Raw genomic sequence first — 19,375 nt, forward strand, 5'->3', positions numbered from 1 at the left:
TGTGGTGTTGCATGGGGATGACGGGAGCGTAGTGGACCGACTCGAAAGCCACCGCGGGGTGCTCACGGTGGCGCGCAGTTGCACGGAAATCGTCGAGGTGATCGCGCTGTGCGAAACCGGGCTGGCAGACGCCGTGATCCTGGCCGGAGCCGCGGAGGAAGCCGAAACTCAAGACATCGATGCGATGATCGAACGCGGGGTGCCGGTGGTGGTGCTCTGCGACGATGCCTCCCAAGGCCGGCGCCTGGCTGCAGCAGGTGCCTACGTGGCCGGCACCGGCACCACGGCCGTGGAACTGGGTATCCTTCTCACCCGTGCGCGGACCGAACTGGGACACCGGGAACACGGCACCGATCCCGACAGTGCGGGGGACCAAGCAACTGCGGAACCTGGGAAAAAGGCGCGCGTGGTGGTCTTTTGGGGCCCCGTCGGATCCCCGGGCCGCTCGTTGGTTGCGCTGAACTACGCGGTGGAATGCGCGCTGGCCAATGCCGAAGTGGTATTGCTGGACGCCGACACCTACGGGGCGTCCCAAGCTGTCCAGCTAGGGCTGCTCGACGAGGCCGCAGGCATCGCACAGCTCTGCCGCACCGTGGATACCGGCAGGTTCGATGCAGCCACGCTCGAGCGGATATGTGCGCCGGTGGTGATCGCAGGGGCACGCATGCGCGTGGCCACCGGCCTGCCGCGGGCCAGCCGGTGGCCCGAACTGCGCCCCACGGCATTGCGCCGCGCCGTGTTGGCGCTGCAGGAAAGCTGCGATGTCATTGTCATCGATGTCGCAGCGCCCCTGGAGCTCGACGAGGACCTGACTTTCGACACCGCCGCCCCGCAGCGCAACGGCGTCACGGCAGCCATGCTGCGTATTGCCGATGAGGTCTTTGCGCTCGGGGCCGCCGACAGCATCGGGGTCCCGCGATTGATCCGGGCACTTGAGGAAATGCACGAGGTACTTGGCGAACTTCCGGTGAAGGTGCTGTTCAACAAGGTTTCCGTGGCCAACGCCGGAGCCTCCCCGCGCCACGCGCTTGCAGAGACCTGGGAACGCTTCGGGCCCGAGCTGCCGGTTTCCTGCTACCTTCCCAACGATCCCGCAGCGGTGGAAGCGGCGCTGCTGGCCGGAAGCGCGCTAGCAGAGATTGCACCGCATTGCGGCCTCCGGGTGGCCATTGCCGCCCTGGCCGGGCATCAGGTTCGGGCCAAACAGACGCTTTTGCGGCGTTTGGCTCCTTCGAGGTGACGTCCGTAACCCGTCGGGATAGTGTTGTAACACAAGCGTTGCGCAATGGTGCGAAACGCACATCGATCCACGGAGGCGTTCTTTTTGAACTCGTCGGAGTCCAGCATGTCCGAAACTTTCATCGCTGAGACGCTAACTGCCGATTTGGTAGCAAACTACTACGGCCAGTTGGCACCAGAAGATGCAGTGGCCTACTCGCCCCAGCAACTCGAAGCTCGTGTGGCGGCCCACCTGACCGTAGGTTGGGAAAGAGAGCCCAAGACGGCCCGCGTGGCAGTCACCCGGCATGCCGGAACGACCATGGTCTACGTGGTCACCGATGACATGCCGTTTCTTGTTGACTCGGTCACCGCGGAAATCGTGAGGCAGAAAGTTGCCATCAACGTCGTGGTCCACCCCACCTTCCTGGTCGGACGAGATGGCGCAGACGGACACCTCACCTCGCTGGACTCGGTGTCTGCCAACGACCACGTGGCCAGCGGCGACACCGTCGCACTGCCCCAGATCTCCGCGTTGATCGCCGAGAACCGCAACGCCGCGGTCGAATCCTGGATCTCCGTGGAACTCGGCGGGGATCCCTCGGATGAAGCGGTGGCCGATCTGATCTCCGGTCTCGAACGTATCCTGAAGGACGTGCGCGCCGCGGTGGAGGACTGGGCCCCGATGCGCAACAAGGCCCACGAGATCGCCGATTCGCTCTCCACCGTCGTCGGGGCCGAGGAAATCCCTGACCTTGACGCCGCCATTGACCTTCTGCACTGGCTCGATGCCGGTAATTTCACCTTCTTGGGCTACCGCGAATACGACCTGATCACCGAAAACAACGAAGACGTGCTGCGCCTGCAGATCGACTCCGGCCTGGGAATGATGCGTAATGCCGTCCCGGCACGCGACACCCAGCACCTCACCAAGCGAGGACGGGCAATGGCCCGGGACAAGCGCGCCCTGGTAATAACCAAGGCCAACTCCCGCTCCACCGTGCACCGCGGAATCTACCTCGACTACGTGGGCGTCAAGCGCTTCGACGCAGAGGGCAACGTGAACGGCGAACGTCGTTTCATCGGCCTGTTCGCCTCGAGTGTCTACACCTCATCGGTGCGCAGCGTCCCGGTGGTGCGCGAGAAGGTCGAAGCGGTGCTCAAGCGCGCAGGATTCGCTCCCGCCTCCCACTCCGGCAAGGACATCGTCACGATCCTGGAGACCTACCCGCGCGACGAGCTCTTCCAGATCTCCGTCGAGCAGCTCACCGACACGGTGCTGGGCATTCTGCGGCTTCAGGAACGCCGCCGCACCTCGCTCTTCCTTCGCCCCGATGTCTACGGTCGATTCATGTCCGCCTTGGTCTACCTGCCGCGTGATCGGTACACCACCGGGGTGCGCCTGCGTATCGAGAAGGAACTCACCAAGGCGTTCAACGCCGAGTCGATGGACTTCGACGTACGCATGAGCGAGTCCGCGCTGGTGCGCCTGTTCTACCGGATCCGGTTGCAGCGCCACGGGCTTACCCCCGTGGTGGATCGCGCCGCACTGGAGACCAAGCTGGTCGCGGCCGTTCGTTCCTGGTCCGAAGGCGTCAGCGTCGCGGCCAACGAGCAGTACGGAGCCGAGGAAGGCACTGCACTGTCCAACAGGTGGGCAGAGGCCTTCCCTCCGGCCTACCGCGTCCACTTCGAGGTCGAGGACGCACTGGCCGACATTGAACGCTTCGGCCAATACGCGGAGCCCGGGCACGTCGGGCCCGTGGTGAAGTTCTATGTGCCCGAAGAGGACGAGGATTCCGAGGTCAACGCCCGGATGAAGCTTTACCTCAAGGTTCCGCTCTCGCTGTCCAAGATCCTTCCGGTGCTGCAGAACCTAGGCCTGGACGTCATCGAGGAACGGCCCTTCGCCATCACCCCGGCTGGCTCGGACCCCCGCTACCTCTACGATCTGGGCCTGAAGTTCCCCGAGGGCATTGACCCGGTGGATTCCGAGGAGCTGCTGGCGGATGCCTACTCCGCTGTGGTGCGGGGCGTTTCGGAGTCGGATAACCTGAACCGGCTGGTGCTCCTTGAGTCGGTGACCTGGAGGCAAGTTGGCCTGTTGCGCGCCTACTGCCGCTACCTGCACCAGCTGGGGGCCTCGAACTCCTACACCTTCATGAACGACACCCTGGTGGCCAATCCGGATGTCACCCACGGGCTCATCGCCCTCTTCGAGGGAACCTTCAATCCGGCACTGGGCACCGAGGAATCGGCGGCCGCGGTCGAAACCGCCCACGAGGTCCTCAACGTGGCGCTGGACAAGGTCCCGACGCTGGATGCCGACAAGCTTCTGCGCCGCTTCGTGAACCTCATCGAGGCAACGTTGCGCACCAACTACTACCTGGACCCGGCAGCACTGGCATTCAAGCTGTTGCCCGGCCAGATCACCGACGCGCCCTTCCCGCGCCCCAAGTACGAGATCTGGGTCTGTTCACCACGCGTCGAAGGCGTGCACCTTCGCTTCGGCGAGGTTGCCCGTGGCGGGCTGCGCTGGTCCGACCGCCGAGAGGACTTCCGCACCGAGGTGCTGGGCCTGGTCAAGGCGCAAATGGTCAAGAACGCAGTGATCGTGCCCAGCGGAGCCAAGGGCGGCTTCTTCGCCAAGGCCCTGCCCAACCCCGCGATCGACCGCGGCGCATGGATGGAGGAAGGCAAGGCCGCCTACCGCATCTTCATCCGCTCACTGCTGGAAATTACCGACAACCTCGTCGCCGATGAATCCGGCGAACGCGTGGTGCCCCCGGAAAACGTTGTGCGCCTGGACGGGGACGATACCTACCTGGTGGTCGCCGCCGACAAGGGAACAGCCTCGTTCTCCGATATCGCCAATGAGATTTCCCTCGAACGCGGCCACTGGCTCGGCGACGCCTTCGCCTCCGGCGGCTCGGTGGGATACGACCACAAGGCCATGGGCATCACCGCGCGCGGTGCGTGGGAATCGGTCAAGCGCCACTTCATGGAGCTGGGCATCGACACCCAGAGCGAAGAATTCACCGCGGCCGGCGTGGGTGACATGTCCGGTGACGTCTTTGGCAACGGCATGTTGCGCACCCGCAGCATCAAGCTGGTTGCCGCCTTCGATCACCGGGACATCTTCCTGGACCCGAGCCCGGAACCGGAGGCAGCATTCCAGGAGCGCCAGCGCCTGTTCGAGCTTCCGCGTTCCTCATGGGCCGACTACAACAAGGAGCTGATCTCCACCGGCGGAGGGGTGTTCTCCCGGTCGATGAAGTCGATACCGGTTTCCCCCGAGGTACGCGAGGTCCTTGGACTGGAGGCCACGGTGAGCTCGATGGCTCCCAACGACCTGCTCAAGGCCATCCTGGGTGCCCCCGTTGATCTGCTCTACAACGGAGGCATCGGCACTTATGTCAAGGCGGCCGACGAATCCCCTGCCGAGGTCGGGGACCGCGCCAACGACGCGATCCGCGTCAACGGCGCACAGATCCGTGCCCGCGTCATCGGCGAGGGCGGCAACCTGGGCATGACCCAGCGCGGGCGCATCGAGGCGGCGCTGAACGGGGTCATCCTGAACACCGACGCCATCGACAACTCCGCCGGCGTGGATTGCTCGGACCACGAGGTCAACATCAAGATCTTCGTTGACCGGATGGTCAAGGCCGGGAAGCTGTCGGTCGAGGAACGGGCCGGATTCCTGCATTCGATGACCGAGGAGGTCTCGAGGCTGGTATTGCAGACCAACTTTGACCAGAACGTGCTGCTGCTCACCGACAGGCAGGAACTTGCTTCCTGGACCCCTGCCTTTGAACGGCTGATGGATTGGCTGGTGGAGCACGCAGACCTTGACCGTGAGATCGAGTTCCTGCCATCAACCGTGGAACTCGAGGCGCGCCTGGCCACTGGGGCTTCACTAACCGGGCCGGAACTTGCCGTGGTGGTTGCCTATGCAAAGATCCAGTTGTCAACCGAGCTGGCCACCAGCGACCTGCCCGATGACCCACACTTTGCCCAAACGCTGCGAAACTACTTCCCGCGCCAGCTCTCCGAGCGCTTCGGTGAGGAACTGGATTCCCATTCGCTGCGCCGCGAGATCATTGCGACAGTCGTGGCCAACGACATGGTCAACATCGGCGGAACCACCTATGCATTCCGCGTGATGGAGGAGACCGGGGCCTCCGCGGCCCAGGTCGCCAAGGCGTTCGTTGCGCTGCGCGAGATCTACAAGCTCGACGAGCAGATCGATGCGATCAACGCGTTGCCCGCTTCCTTCGACTCAACGCACTGGTGCCGCCTGCACCTAGACATGCGCCGGCTGCTGGACCGTGCCACCCGCTGGTACATCCACCACGTGGATCGCGAGGATTCGCTGGATGGCGCCGTGGCCGCATTCGGTCCGACCGTGCAGTCGCTGCGCCCGAAGATCGGTCCGCTGCTGCGCGGCGTCGATGCAGAACGAGTGGCCCGGTGGAAGGCCGACGGCATGGCATGGGGCCTGAGTGATGGGCTGGCTACGCGTTGGTCCGAGCAGTTCGAGTCCTTCGCCCTGCTGGACATCGCCGCGGAGGCAACCCGCACCGGGGTCGATCCAGCGGAGTTGGCCGAGGTCTACTACGTGCTCTACGCCAACTTCGACGTCGACGCTTTGCTCGAGCGGATCACCGCGCTGCCGCGTGATGACCGGTGGAAGGCACTGGCCCGCGCCGCGTTGCGCGATGACCTGTACTCCACGATCATCGACTTCACCCGCGACGTGGTTGCAGGCACCGAGAACGAATCGGATCCCAATGTGCGTGTGGAGCTGTGGATGGAGGCAAACGCGGCTAACCTTGATCGTGCACAGAACATGTTCGCGGAAGTGAATCGGCTGGAACGCGATGACATGGCGTCCCTCTCGGTGGCTCTGCGGCTGTTGCGGTCCATCGTACGGAGGTAATCCCTTGGCCATCTTCAACGACCAACTTCGCCAAAACGCTGACTTTGGTCCTGGGGATGAAGATTGGATCCACCTGCTGGTGGGGGACTGGCAACTCATTGCCGATCTGGCGTTTGCCGATCTGGTGTTGTGGTTTCCGGTCCCGGAGGGGACGTACAAGGCGTTGGCCCATGTGCGTCCCTCCACCTCGCACACCGTGTTCCACACCGACTTCGTGGGCGAGAGGATCCGCAAGGACCTCAAGCACTTGGTCGAGGCGGCCTGGCGGTCCCAGGACATCGTTCGTTCAGATGCCGCAACACCCACGCCGGGGGAGCACTCGATGCTCATCGAGGCCGTGCCGCTGGTGCGCAACGGGCGCACCCTTGCGGTGCTCTCGGTGCACTTCGACCTCGCCGGTTCACGCATGCCCTCGAGGCTGGAACTGACCTACAAGCAATGTGCCGAGGATTTGCTGCGCATGTGCACCCGGGGGCTGTGGCCCGACTTCGCCACCCCCACCGGATCACGGCGCGGCGCCCCGCGCGTGGGCGACGGATTCATCCGGCTGGATGATGACGCCGTGGTGCAGTACGCCAGCCCCAACGCCGTCTCGGCATACCGCCGGCTGGGGGTCGCGGAGACCCTGGAAGGCAAGTCGCTCTCCGAGACGACGATGTCCTTGGTCAAGGACCGCCGGCTGACCGACGAGGCCCTGCCGCTGGTGGTCTCGGGCAAGATGCCCTGGCGCACCGAGATCGAGTCGATGGGCGTCACCCTGTCGCTGCGCGCGATACCGCTGCGCAACGCCAAGGGCCGCTACGGTGCGTTGGTGCTGTGCCGCGACGTAAGCGAGTTGCGCCGCCGCGAGAAGGAGCTGGTCTCCAAGGACGCGACGATCCGCGAAATCCACCACCGGGTGAAGAACAACCTGCAGACCGTGGCGGCGCTGCTGCGCATGCAGTCGCGCCGGATGAAGTCCGATGAGGGCCGACAGGGCCTAGACCAGGCCATGCGCCGTGTTGCCACGATCGCAGCGGTTCACGAGACCCTGTCACAAGGCTTGAGCGAGAACGTGGACTTCGACGAGCTCATCGACAGGCAGTTCCGGCTGATCGTGGAAATCGCCTCGCCGGGCCAGAGGGTCACCACCGAGAAGTCAGGTGCGTTCGGCCATCTGCCGGCCGAACTGGCGACCCCGCTTTCGCTGGTCATCAACGAACTGGTCACCAATGCCGTTGAGCACGGACTGGCTAACCGCGACGGCACGGTGGTCCTTGCCGCGGCGAGGAACCGCAACGCCGCGGGGGAGGACATCTTGCGGGTCTCGGTCACCGATGACGGGGTGGGGCTGCCCGAGGGTCCGCGAACCGAGGGCTTGGGGTTGCAGATCGTTCGCACCTTGGTCACCAGCGAGCTCAGCGGCAACATCCATTGGGAGGACCGCAAGGGGCCGGGCACCCGGGTTGTGATCGAACTGCCGGCCGCGGCCAAGCGCTAGCTACCAAAAGGCCGCAAAAGGGTGGGCCGCGGATTCCTTGCGGATCCGTGGCCCACCCTTTTGCTGCGGCGCGGTGGTGCTAGCCGAACTTCTTCTGGTGTGCCAGGATGCTGGCTACGTAGTTCTTCGTGTCTGCATACATCCCGTTGCGCTTGACGCCCGTTGCACCCTGGTAGTAGTAGGCGATGCCCATCTCAACCGACGGTGCACTGCCTTGGTGAGCCCGGATGATGGCGATCCCGGCGGTGACGTTGTCTTGTGGCTTCAACAGGTCGAGCTTGCGTCCCACCAAGCCCTCGGCCCACTGGCCGGCCGAGGGGATGACCTGCATGACGCCCACGGCGTTTGCCGGGGACACGGCATTCATGTTAAAGCTGGATTCCTGGAACGAATGTGCCAGGGCCAACGAGGGATCGACGCCCATCTGGCGCGCGGTGTTGGCGACCATCGACTTCATGGACGCACGCGAGGGAAGGTTGCGCGAGAGCAGCTCGCGCTTGTTTTCGTTTGCCGAGCGGACCACGCCCGAATCGTAGGTGCGTCCCAGGAAGTTGTCCTTGACCAGCGGCTTGGAGTTCGTCGGGTTCACGTCCGACGAGCGCGGAGCGGAGTTCCCCGCCGATCCGCCGACCTTCAGTTTCTGGCCGATCTTCAACACGGATGCGTACGTCAGTCCGGGGTTCAGTCGCAGGATGGTGTTCTGCGGGGTGCCGGTCTTGAGCGCGATATGTCCCAGGGTATCCCCGGAAACCACCGTGTAGCTGGCGTTGCCGGACTGCTTCTTCGGTGCTGGGGGTGCCGTTGGCGCCGGGGGCCGCTTCTGCGTTCCGGGGCTACCCGTTGATCCGCTGAGCTTCAGCTTGTCGCCGGGCCTGATGATATCGCCGTTGGTCAGGTTGTTCAGCTGCATGAAGGAGGAGACCGACATGTTGTGACGGATGGCGATCGTCGAGGGAGTGTCGCCCGGCTTCACGGTGTAGGTGCCCTGCGAGGAGGAATTGGACTTCGGCGCGGACTTCGAGGGGGCAGGGGATCCGGCCGAGCCGAAGCGGAGCACCTGGCCGACGTAGATCGTGTCCTTGGCCGGGTTGCCCGCAGCCTTGCGGACCTCATTGAGACTTACGCCGAGCTTGTGGGCGATCGCGCCCATGACATCGTCCTGGAGGACCTTGTAGCCCCTTGCGGACTTCGAGGCCGAGGGGGCCTTGCTGCCCGTCGCCTTTGGAGAGCTGCTGGCACTCAGGCGCAACACCTGGCCGGGCTTGATCATGTCGGAGGTGAGCCCGTTGGCCTTCTTGAGTACCGAAACCGAGACTCCGGTGCGTACGGAGATATGTGAGAGTGTGTCGTTCTTCTTGACGGTGACGGTTCCGCTCTTCTTGGAATGCGGGGTCACGGTACCCGGAACGTGGGATGCCACCAGGTGGGCACTGATTCGTGCTTCGGCTGCCTTGAGCATGGCCGGGGTTGCCGCCTTGGGCGCGAGCGCCTCACGGGTGGGCAGCGGAGCAGCCTGGGCAGGTAGCGCGAGGGAGCCAAGGACCACTGCAGGGATTGCTGCCGTGGCTACGGCGCCGCCCATGGCTCTGACGCGCTTGTGGTGGGGAAGTGACATGGAGCGATCCTTTGGGTTGGGACAAGGACGAATCGTTCGGTCGCAAACGAATACACAGGAGTGTAGCTCCTGTGCATTGTGTGACTCATGGTGCAGGTGTGACCAATGTGAATTTACACCACCACGTCAGATTTGTGAAAAATCCCACGAAGAAATCACCCGTATGGCTCCAGAACCACCCCATGATGTGGCACGCTGGAATGGTGAGCAACCTTGAGAACCTAGTAGCCGAGTGGCTGCCCCTGCCCGACCTTGCCGAAGCGCTGGACGTTTCCATCAAAAGGGTCCACAGCTTGATCGATGAACGTGCCATCATCGCGGTGCGCATCGGAGCGCGAAACATCAGGTCCGTACCCGCGGCGTTTATCCTGGACGGTGCCGTTGTCGATAGCCTCAAGGGCACCATCTCGGTGCTGCAGGACTCGGGCTACGAGGACGACGAACTGCTCGTGTGGCTCTTTACTCCCGATGAATCTCTGAACGGTACCCCCATGGACGCACTGCGCGCCGGTCGCAAGACCGAAATCCGCCGCCGCGCCCAGGCGCTGAGCTGGTAAAAAACGTGACTCCCGCAAGGCCCGGCCTCGAGCCATGACAAAGCGACGGGCCTCATCCGGATTGCCGGATGGGGCCCGTCGCTTTCGTGTTCCCGGCCGAAGGCCTCAGGAAGTGCGTCGGATTGCCGCCAGCCCCAGGGTCCTCAGCCCCTGGCGCGCAAACGAGGTCACATCAAGCTCATCCAAGGCGCCCAGTCCCTGTTCGGAGAGCTCTGCGATGGAGGCCTCCGTGGCCTCCAGAGCGCCGCAGGATTCCAGCAGGTCCCGCATCCGCACGACCTCGTCTTCCTGCAGGTCATCGGCGCCGAGACGAGTTTGGATGAACTCCTGGTCCGCCGAAGACGCCAAGGTCAGCGCGTGGGCGATGATCTCGGTGCGCTTTCCCTCGCGCAGGTCGTCGCCGGCAGGCTTCCCGGTAACCGCAGGATCACCGAAGACGCCCAAGACATCATCACGCAGCTGAAAGGCTTCGCCCAGAGGCAGCGCGAAACCGGAATATTCCTCCAACAGGCCTTGCGGCGCCCCGGCCAACGCCCCACCGAGCAGCGTCGGATTCTCCACGGAGTACTTAGCCGACTTGTATCGAACGATGGTCCGGGCACGTTTGACGGCCTCGGCGGGGCCATATGCCGGGCCTGCTGATTCCTCAAGGACGTCAAGGTACTGCCCTGCCATCACCTGGGCCCGCATCCGGTCAAAAATCATCCGTGCCTCGGGCACCGGCGTGGGGATGGTGGCAAAGAGCTGCTCGCTGAGCGAGAGGCATAGGTCTCCGGCAAGGATCGAGGCGGCTTCGCCAAACCTGGATGCATCCCGGTGCCAGCCCGATGCGCGGTGCAGGGACTCGAATCTCCGGTGCATGCTGGGCTGGCCACGACGAGTGTCGGAACGGTCGATGAGGTCGTCGTGGATCAGCGCGGCGGCCTGGAAGAGTTCAAGGGCGGCGCCGGCCTGAACGATGTCCATCGCGCGGGGATCCCCACCGGCGCCCAAGTAGCCCCAGAATGCGAAGAGGGGCCGCAGGCGCTTCCCTCCGCGGGTCAATTCATCAATGGCGGTGACGATCTCGGCGGCGGCCGGGGCGATATCCGAGATGACTGCATGTTGTTCGGCAAGAAAAGTCGAAAGCAAGGCCTCGAGCCGTGCCGAAAAGTCTGCGGAAAGTTCCCGTGCCTTTTCGGGGTCGGAGGTGTCCGCAGCAAAAAATGTCATGAGTTCCATCCATCGGGTCGTACACAGTTGTCTTGGCCTTAACTCTAGCCGTGACGTCGGCACCAGCTGGATTGCCTGGCTCATTGGATAGACTTCAACCCATGGTCCAAGGCAACGCACGAGCGATATTGCATGTTGACATGGATGCGTTTTTCGTATCCGTCGAGTTGCTTTCCCGTCCCGAACTGGCCGATCGCCAGGTGATCGTCGGAAACCCGGGGGAACGCTCCGTCGTGCTTTCGGCGTCCTATGATTGCCGAGCTTTGGGGGTGAAATCCGCGATGCCCATGGCTATGGCGGTCAGGTTGGCGCCGCGCGCAGTGGTGATCGAACCAACCCATTCCCTGTATGTGGCCTACTCCGCCAGGATCATGGCGATCTTCAGCGAATTCACTCCGCTGGTCGAGCAGGTGAGTGTGGACGAGGCCTTCCTGGATGTGACCGGGAGCATCCGCCGGCTGGGTCCACCGGAAGCCATCGGGCAGATGATTCGCGAGCGACTGCGTTCGGAGCTGGCATTGCCGGCAAGCGTGGGTGTAGCGGCCTCGAAGTTCGTGGCCAAGGTGGCCTCCACGCGTGCCAAACCCGATGGCATGCTGGTGATCCGCCCGGAACAAACGCTGTCGTATCTGCACACCCTGCCTGTTGACGCGCTCTGGGGAGTAGGGGCCAAGACGGCCCTGGTGTTGCGCGAAATGGGAATTACCACTGTGGCGCAATTGGCCCATACGCCGCAGAACACCCTCAGCCGGCGGTTGGGTGCCACGGGGAACCACCTCTTTGACCTGGCGTGGGGGCGTGATGACCGGCCGGTGGAAACCGAACGCGAGGAAAAGTCGATCGGCGCCGAAGAGACCTTCGCCATAGATATCTGGGATGACGCGATGTTGCGTCGTGAAATACTGCATCTTGGCCACCGGGTTGCCACCCGGCTGCGCCAGAGCGACAAGATCGCCGGGGTGGTTGCATTGAAGCTTCGGTACAGCGATTTTTCGACGCTTTCCCGCAGCCGGACGCTTCCGGTGCCGAGCAATTCCGCCGGGGACCTGGTCTCGGCGGCGGAGGCCTTGCTCGCGAAACTCGGGAGCCGGCCCCAGGCCGTCAGGCTTGTGGGCATCCGTGCGGAGAAGCTGAGCGATGCCGGAGGTGGCATGCAATTGAGCATTGATCCCCGGGATGACAACTGGCGCCAGACCGAGGAAGCCATGGATATGATCCGTTCCCGGTTTCCCGCCGGGGCGCTTAAGCCTGCTTCACTGCTTGAGCACGGTCAAAAGCGTGAGGAAACACCAGGACCATCTTAGGGGATGTCCCGTGAGTCCGCTGTGAGTTGAATCCTGACTACCTTATTAGCGAGATTCAGGACTATTCTGGAAGTAGTAGTTAGCTAGTCGCATCGGCCGGGAACATTGCCAAGGTGTATTACGTTCAAGTAGGTAAAGGCGAGAGCCGGGACCGTGAAGTGAAAGGTGAAGAGACGATGCCACTTTCCGAGCATGAGCAACGTCTTCTGGAGCAGCTGGAAAAGCAGCTACATGAGGATCATCGCTTCGCCTCGACGATGAAGTCTGCGTCGACAGCGGGGAATTATTCAACGCGTAACCTCGCATTGGGCGTGTTGATCGGTATCGTGGGGATCGGTGTGTTGATCTTTGGTGTTTCGAGCCAAGTGATTCTCGTCGGCGTCTTGGGATTCATCGTCATGTTTGGCGGGGTGTATCTGGCCCTTTCGCGCAGGGGCGGCAGCAGGAAAACCGGAATGCCCGGCGCATCTAGCAGCCAGCAGAAGTCCGGATTCATGAACGACCTGGAAAACAAGTGGGAGCAACGAAAGCGTGACGAGCACGGTTCCTCCTAAGCCAACACCTTGACCTCTTCGAACGAAATTTAGCGTTTCGCATCTTTCCAAAGTCAACAAGGCCCCGCACTGTGCGGGGTCTTGACCCGTTTAAGGGCCAGGGTTCTGACCGGGAAAGGCCGGCGGTGGCAATGACTTCAGGTCTGCCGGGTCTATGGGTCAGCAAGTCCTACGCGGAGGGCGCGTAGAGCTGCGCCTGGCGCCGAAGGCCGCGACTCGCCGAGTAAGACCAATCGACGCAATTTTTATTCCGTCCTTTGTATCACCTGGTTTAGTGGCCTCCTTTTCCCTCCACTCGCCACCCGCGGCGCCCCGTCCGCGGGGTCCTATCCATGGCCATCGCCCGGGATCCCCGAAAATCCGGTGTTCTTCCAGCGCGCCATGTTCGCCCGCGGCGCTTGTCGCTTTCTGGGAGTTTGGTCTGAATCCGTTTTCCCTCCACTTCACACCCAGGCCGTTTTACCGCGGAAAATCAACAGTTTTCGTTCTCTTTTGCCCTCAGAAACTGAAAATGGTCGTTGACAGTGGAGGCTTGTGGAGTAAAGTGGAGCGAAATAGAGGGGAATGGGGCAAGTTGCCTCTTTCGATCCGAAAGGCGGTCTGTGTGTTCCTTGGAACGTATACGCCGCGTTTGGATGAGAAGGGGCGATTGATCCTCCCGGCCAAATATCGTGAGGAACTAGCCAATGGGCTGGTCCTGACCCGTGGCCAGGAACGCTGCATCTACGTCTTTAGCCAACGTGAATTTGAGAAACAGCATGAGCAAATGAGCCAGGCTCCGATCTCATCACGCCAGGCACGGGACTATGCACGTGTTTTCCTCTCCGGTGCTTCAGATGAATTGCCGGATAAGCAGGGTCGAGTCACCATTCCTTCCATGCTTCGCGAATATGCGGGGTTGGGTCGGGAAGTCTCGGTGATCGGCACGGGAAACCGGGTCGAAATCTGGGATTCCACGGCGTGGAATGCCTACCTCGACGAACAGGAGAACGCGTTCTCCGAAACGGATGACGAAGTACTTCCGGGTTCCTAGCCATTTCACGATGGCAAGAAATCCGGACAGTGGCTTGGATGAGATCTCCAGCCGCCCGTGCATGTGCAACCTGGCTCCACTTCCCCGGAGCCAGGCTGGGCAGTATCGGGTCGGAGGGGGATCTGATCTCAGCCAATATATGAGGCACAAATGACCACGTGAAAGGGGGAGCAGTGAATATTGACGGAGCAGCAGGGCGTTCCGCCTCGGAACGTCATGTTCCGGTACTGCTCGATCGTTGCGTCGGGCTTTTGGCTCCTGGCATTGAAGCCGGCCTCGTAGCACGTGGGCACGCCGTTGTTGTTGACTGCACGCTGGGAATGGGGGGTCATGCCGAAGCACTGCTTCAGCGTTTTCCCGACATCCACCTCATTGGTCTTGACCGCGACGAGCAGGCGTTGGCCCTCGCTGGCGAGCGGCTGAAGCCATATGCCAACCGCACAGACCTGGTCCACGCGATCTATGACGAAATCGCCGACGTTGTCGCCGACCTCGGTTTTGACGGAATCGACGGCGTCCTTTTCGACCTCGGGGTTTCTTCCTTGCAGCTCGATGAACGCGAACGCGGCTTCGCCTACTCCTACGATGCTCCGTTGGACATGCGCATGGACACTTCTCGCGGTCCTACTGCAGCCGATATCGTCAACGAGTACAGCGAAACCGAACTCGTGCGGATAATCCGTTCCTGGGGTGAGGAAAAGTTCGCCGGACGTATCGCCTCCTCGATCGTCGAAGCGCGCAAGACCAAGCCATTGAGTACCACCGAAGAACTTGTCACAGCGATCCGCTCCGTCGTTCCCGGCGCGGCCGCCCGCACCGGGGGGCACCCAGCCAAACGAACCTTCCAGGCGCTTCGCATCGAAGTCAACGAGGAACTCGACGTGCTTGAGCGGGCCATTCCCGCCGCCATGGGGGCCTTGCATGTAGGCGGACGCGTCGTGGTGATGAGTTACCACTCGTTGGAGGACAAGATCACCAAACGGCACTTTGCCGCCGGGTCCAAGTCCTCCGCCCCGGTGGGGTTCCCCGTCGAGCTTGAGGAACACAAGGCCCAATACAAGGTCCTCACACGAGGTACCGAGAAACCGACGGACCAAGAGATAGCGCAAAATCCACGGGCGGCCTCGGCGAAGCTGCGAGCCGTCGAACGCATCATGAAGAGGGGCTGAGCATGAGCGACCGGATACCTAACCGCGTACATACTCGCGTCACGCAGCGAACCGCTATCCAGGGCGCCAACGCCCTCAGCGCTGCGCCGGCCCCGATATCTGCCTCGCGCCCGGAAGAATCGACGGTAAGGAGTCGCACCACGCTTTCTGTGGTGCCCGGTCTCGAAGCCAGGCGCAAGGTGCCGTTCCTCGTCTCCATCTTCATCATGATCATCGCCTCGGTGATCGCGGTACTGCTGATCAATGTGTCCATTGCCAACGGCCAGTACAAGGCAGTGGAACTGCGTGGGCAGGAACGTGCGCTGTCGCAGGAAAACGAGGCGCTGCGACAGGAAGCCCTGTACCTGGGCGCCCCGCAGGTGATTGCCAAGAAGGCTGCCGAATTGGGCATGGTCAAACCCGGAGCACCTGCTGCCATTGACCTGGAATCCGGAAAGATTTCCGGCACGCCGACCGCGGCTGAGAAGCCGAGCAAGGAAAACGAGGCCAAGAGCGGGACCCTGAAAGCCCCTGCCAGCCCTGAGCGCCCGGTTGCCGCCAAGGAACCGTCCAAGGGTGTTGAGAAGGCAACCGGGCAAAAGGCCGTCGCGCCCAAGGCCGAAAAGGTTCCAGACCCGAAGAGCCAAGTGGCCCAGAAGCCTGCGACTACAGATGGATCGCGGCCTTCCTTTGCCAAGACCGAGCTCAATGGCGGAACCATCCCCGCACCGAGCTTGAAGGCCCCTGGACAGTAGTAACCTGAGCCAGTGGCCGCTTTGGCCGAACGCAAGCAAGCAAGCAAGCAAGCACGCACGCACGACCACGCCTACCCGGCATGAGCTGAGGACCGTATGTCAAAAGAATCCCCAACCACCGCCGGAACGATCAAGCTGCGCCTGCGAATGGTCGTAGCGATTTCCCTGGTGCTTTTGATGCTCACCGGCGGCCGCCTGCTGTTCGTCCAATCCCTGAACGCCAAGGCCGTGGCTGCCGTTGCGGTCGACAACCGCACCCGGGTCCAGGAGACCCAGCCCAAGCGCGGGCAGATCCTTGATACGCGTGGCACTATCCTGGCCACCAGCGTGGATCGCTACGACCTGGTCATCGACCAGCGCAAGGTCGAAGCGGACAAACCGATCGTTCGCAAGAAGCCCACCGGTGGAGCCACCCGCGAAACGGTCAGCATCGAAAGTGCCGTTGAGGAACTGGCCGGGATTTTGGACCAGGACGTCAACACCGTGCGCACCGCCGTCGTGGGCGACCCGGGAGCGAATAAAAACGCCTACTCCATTGTCGCCAAGGGTGTGACCCCCGAGGTCCGCAACGCAGTGATGGAATTGCGTATCCCCACCCTGACCGGGCAGCTGCGCAGCGAGCGTCTCTACCCCAACGGGGTGGTGGCCGGCCCGTTGCTGGGGTTCGTGATGAACTCCAAGGACCAGCAGTCCCACCAGGGTGCAGAAGGCCTGGAACTAAGCCAGGACAAGCGCCTGAGGGGGACCGCGGGCAAGCGCACCTTTGAGATCGGAGCCGACGGGGTGAGGATTCCCGTGGCCGAGATGACCGAGGTCCCTGCCATCGACGGACAGGACATCAAGCTCACCACCGACGGGGACATCCAGTTTATTGCCCAGGAAGAGGCGTTGAAGAAGCAAAAGCAGTTCAACGCCGAGTGGGTTTCGGTGGTGGTCGAAGAGGTAAAGACCGGGCGGTTGATCGCCATTGGCGATTCGAACCAGCTTGATCCCAACGATCCCAGCGCCACCGAGGCGCGATTCCGCACCTCGGCATCGATCACCGACGCCTTCGAACCGGGCTCCACCGGGAAGGTCCCCACGTTCGCCGCAGCTCTCGAGGAAGGCGTGGTCAAGCCGACTGATGCCTTCAAGGTGCCCCATGCCTACACGATCAACAAGGAAATTATCAACGACTCGCTCAAGCATCCGACCTACGACATGACGGTGGCAGGGATCTTCGCCCGCTCCTACAACACCGGCACGGTCATGGTTGGCAACAAGATGAGCAACGAAACCCGCTACAAATACATGCGGAAGCTGGGTCTGGGCAAGGCTATTGACATCGGGCTCAGCGGAGCCAGCCAAGGAATCCTGGCGCCGCCGGAGACCTGGGAGCGTCGCCAGCAGTATGCGACGATGTTCGGTCAGGCCTACACACAGACAGCGTTGCACACCGCACAGATCACCCAGGCGATCGCCAACGGCGGGGTGCGCATCGACCCTACGCTGATTGACTCCTACATCAACCCCGACGGCAGCATCGAAAAGCCGCCGGCGCCCAAGACCGAGCGGGTCGTCTCCAAGAAGACCTCCAAGGAGATGCTGCGGATGATGGAGACTGTGGTTCTGGAGGGCACCGGCACTAAGATGGCAGTATCCGGATACCGCGTCGGCGGGAAGTCCGGCACCGGCCAGGCAGCAGGCCCCTCCGGCGGATACGACGGCTACACCAGCTCGTTCGCCGGGGTCGCCCCCTTGGATGACCCGCAGATCTCTGTTGTCGTGACCATGTACCGGCCCAAGGGCGACTGGAAGTCGTGGTCGGTGGGAGACACCTTTAGCGAAGTCATGAGCAAGACACTGAACGCCTACAACGTTCCGCCGAGCAATTCAAAGCCCAAGGACTATGACGTGTTCATCGGATCCGAACAAAAGAAATCGTGGTAATGCCTGAAGCCCTGACACCCCGCGCCGCCGAAGCCCTGCTTCGTCCTGCAAGCAAGCGGACCACCACGCTGCGGGCCATGCTCGAGTACTTGCACGAGACCGGACGCGGGGCAACCATCATCGGAGACGACGGGCAAACTGTCACCGGGATCTGCATGGACTCCCGGGCGGTGCTCCCCGGGGACCTGTATATTGCCGCGCCGGGCGCCCGCTTCCACGGGGCGCAATTCGCCCAGGCGGCCGCAAAAGCGGGCGCCGCGGGGATCCTTACGGACCTCGAGGGCGAAGCGACCTCCTCCGCACTTGGACTGCCCGTGCTGCTGGCCGACGACGTGCGTGAGGTCATCGGAGAACTTTCCGCCCTTGTCTACGGGACCGACGAGACATGCCCGGAACTCTTTGGACTGACCGGGACGAACGGCAAGACCACCACCAGCTACATGATCCGGGCCGTGCTGCGTGCACTGGGGAGGGAAACCGGCCTGGTGGGAACCATCGAGATCGCCGCCGGGGACCAGCCGATCCCCAGCATCCTGACAACCCCCGAAGCGCCGCAACTGCACGGGCTGATGGCCAAGATGGCGGAACTCGGGGTCGACGCCGCAACCATGGAAGTTTCCTCGCACTCCCTGTCCTACCGTAGGGTCGACGGGCTGCGCTTCGCCGTTGCCGGCTTCACCAACCTCACCCAGGACCACCTTGACCTGCACGGCTCCATGGAAGAGTACTTCACCACCAAGGCCGCGCTCTTCGACTTGGAGCGCAGCGACCGCGCCGTAATCACCGTCGATGACCAATGGGGCCGGGATATGGCTGCCAAGGCCACCGCCGAGGTCTGGACGCTGTCCACCGACGCCACCAACCCCAACGCTGACTGGACCGTGGGCAACGTCGTTGCCGCCGGGCTCGGCCACCGTTTTGAACTGCGCGGAGCCCAGGGCCAGGTCCTTGACCTGTTCACCGGGCTGCCTGGGGACTTCAATGTCTCCAACTCGGCACTGGCCGTGTTGATGGTCTTGGCCTCCGGGGTCGAGGTCACCAAGATGCAGGCAGCACTGGATGCCGCCAACCCGCTGACCGTCCAAGTCCCGGGTCGCATGCAGGTCATTGCCGAATCCCCTGCCGCCATCGTCGACTTCGCACACAACCCCGACGCGCTGGCCCGGGCACTGTCCTCGGTGCGCTCGAGCACCCCCGGTTCGAGGGTCATCGTTGTTTTCGGTGCCACCGGTGAACGGGACGCCACCAAACGCCCGATCATGGGTGCCGTGGCTGCCAAACACGCTGACGTGGTCATTGTCACTGATGACGATCCGCACTCCGAAGACCCAGCCCCGATCCGCGAGGCGGTGGCTGCCGGAGCAAGCGAGGAAATCCGTGTCAACGGGTTGGACACCCAGGTCCTGCAGATCCATCCTCGGGGCTCCGCAATCACCGCGGCAGTAGCAATGGCGCGGGAGAACGACACGATTCTGGTGGCCGGACGCGGACACGAAGTCTTCCAGGAAGTCATGGGGGTCAACATCGAACTTGACGACCGCGAAGAGCTCCGCCGGGCACTGCTGGAGAACGGCTTCCGGCCCTTGGACGCGTCCCGTGATTCCGTCAACCCCGAGAACAAAGGGTAAAGT

The 19,375-nt window shown here is 62.8% G+C and carries 13 protein-coding genes and 1 pseudogene; 12 read left to right on the plus strand and 2 right to left on the minus strand.

Going from position 1 to position 19,375, the window contains the following annotated elements; all coding sequences use genetic code 11:
- Positions 1–31 precede the first annotated feature (31 nt).
- From ABEA12_RS09540 to ABEA12_RS09550, 4 genes and pseudogenes are all read left to right on the plus strand, one after another.
- The gene (locus ABEA12_RS09540; protein WP_210101199.1) at positions 32–1,240 is read left to right on the plus strand and encodes a CpaE/TadZ family protein; all 1,209 of its coding nucleotides are present in this window, start codon (positions 32–34) and stop codon (positions 1,238–1,240) included.
- Positions 1,241–1,345: 105 nt separating this feature from the next.
- Positions 1,346–1,825: pseudogene (locus ABEA12_RS18690) on the plus strand (hypothetical protein); the annotation flags it as partial.
- Positions 1,826–2,353: 528 nt separating this feature from the next.
- Positions 2,354–6,157 (plus strand): NAD-glutamate dehydrogenase, encoded by a 3,804-nt coding sequence (locus ABEA12_RS09545; protein WP_425571769.1) that lies wholly within the window; start codon positions 2,354–2,356, stop codon positions 6,155–6,157.
- A gap of 4 nt (positions 6,158–6,161) precedes the next feature.
- Positions 6,162–7,637 (plus strand): sensor histidine kinase, encoded by a 1,476-nt coding sequence (locus tag ABEA12_RS09550; RefSeq protein ID WP_210101197.1) that lies wholly within the window; start codon positions 6,162–6,164, stop codon positions 7,635–7,637.
- Between the two features lie 79 nt (positions 7,638–7,716).
- On the opposite strand, the gene ABEA12_RS09555 is transcribed toward ABEA12_RS09550, so the two are convergent.
- On the minus strand, positions 7,717–9,252 hold the full coding sequence (locus tag ABEA12_RS09555; RefSeq protein WP_210101196.1) for a LysM peptidoglycan-binding domain-containing protein: 1,536 nt from the start codon (positions 9,250–9,252) through the stop codon (positions 7,717–7,719).
- Positions 9,253–9,452: 200 nt separating this feature from the next.
- Here ABEA12_RS09555 and ABEA12_RS09560 point away from each other — a divergent pair, with 200 nt between their 5' ends.
- A complete protein-coding gene (locus ABEA12_RS09560) occupies positions 9,453–9,809 on the plus strand; it encodes an Rv2175c family DNA-binding protein (protein ID WP_210101195.1) in 357 nt (118 codons plus the stop codon).
- 105 nt (positions 9,810–9,914) lie between these two features.
- On the opposite strand, the gene ABEA12_RS09565 is transcribed toward ABEA12_RS09560, so the two are convergent.
- Complete coding sequence (locus ABEA12_RS09565; protein ID WP_210101194.1) at positions 9,915–11,021, minus strand: polyprenyl synthetase family protein; 1,107 nt, start codon at positions 11,019–11,021, stop codon at positions 9,915–9,917.
- Positions 11,022–11,122: 101 nt separating this feature from the next.
- On the opposite strand from ABEA12_RS09565, the gene dinB reads away from it, so the two are divergent.
- The 7 genes from dinB to ABEA12_RS09600 all read left to right on the plus strand — a co-directional run bounded on the left by dinB (position 11,123) and on the right by ABEA12_RS09600 (position 19,372).
- Positions 11,123–12,325, plus strand: coding sequence for a DNA polymerase IV (dinB, locus tag ABEA12_RS09570; protein WP_210101193.1), 1,203 nt, complete (start codon positions 11,123–11,125; stop codon positions 12,323–12,325).
- Between the two features lie 176 nt (positions 12,326–12,501).
- Positions 12,502–12,879 carry a DUF3040 domain-containing protein gene (locus ABEA12_RS09575; protein ID WP_210102590.1) on the plus strand — a complete coding sequence of 126 codons (378 nt, stop codon included), beginning with the start codon at positions 12,502–12,504 and terminating at the stop codon, positions 12,877–12,879.
- A 604-nt stretch (positions 12,880–13,483) separates the two neighbouring features.
- Positions 13,484–13,912: a division/cell wall cluster transcriptional repressor MraZ gene (gene mraZ, locus ABEA12_RS09580; protein WP_210102589.1), complete on the plus strand. Its 429-nt coding sequence runs from the start codon at positions 13,484–13,486 to the stop codon at positions 13,910–13,912.
- Positions 13,913–14,085: 173 nt separating this feature from the next.
- The gene (rsmH, locus tag ABEA12_RS09585) at positions 14,086–15,081 is read left to right on the plus strand and encodes a 16S rRNA (cytosine(1402)-N(4))-methyltransferase RsmH (protein WP_425571766.1); all 996 of its coding nucleotides are present in this window, start codon (positions 14,086–14,088) and stop codon (positions 15,079–15,081) included.
- A gap of 2 nt (positions 15,082–15,083) precedes the next feature.
- A complete protein-coding gene (ftsL, locus tag ABEA12_RS09590) occupies positions 15,084–15,815 on the plus strand; it encodes a cell division protein FtsL (protein ID WP_210101192.1) in 732 nt (243 codons plus the stop codon).
- A gap of 96 nt (positions 15,816–15,911) precedes the next feature.
- Positions 15,912–17,744 carry a peptidoglycan D,D-transpeptidase FtsI family protein gene (locus tag ABEA12_RS09595; protein ID WP_210101191.1) on the plus strand — a complete coding sequence of 611 codons (1,833 nt, stop codon included), beginning with the start codon at positions 15,912–15,914 and terminating at the stop codon, positions 17,742–17,744.
- Positions 17,744–19,372, plus strand: a complete 1,629-nt coding sequence (locus ABEA12_RS09600; RefSeq protein ID WP_210101190.1) for a UDP-N-acetylmuramoyl-L-alanyl-D-glutamate--2,6-diaminopimelate ligase — start codon at positions 17,744–17,746, stop codon at positions 19,370–19,372. The genes ABEA12_RS09595 and ABEA12_RS09600 overlap by 1 nt, the downstream gene beginning before the upstream one ends.
- The last annotated feature ends 3 nt before the right edge of the window (positions 19,373–19,375 follow it).

It is taken from the genome of Paeniglutamicibacter antarcticus (genome assembly GCF_039544305.1).
GTDB classification, from domain to species: Bacteria; Actinomycetota; Actinomycetes; order Actinomycetales; family Micrococcaceae; genus Paeniglutamicibacter; species Paeniglutamicibacter antarcticus_C.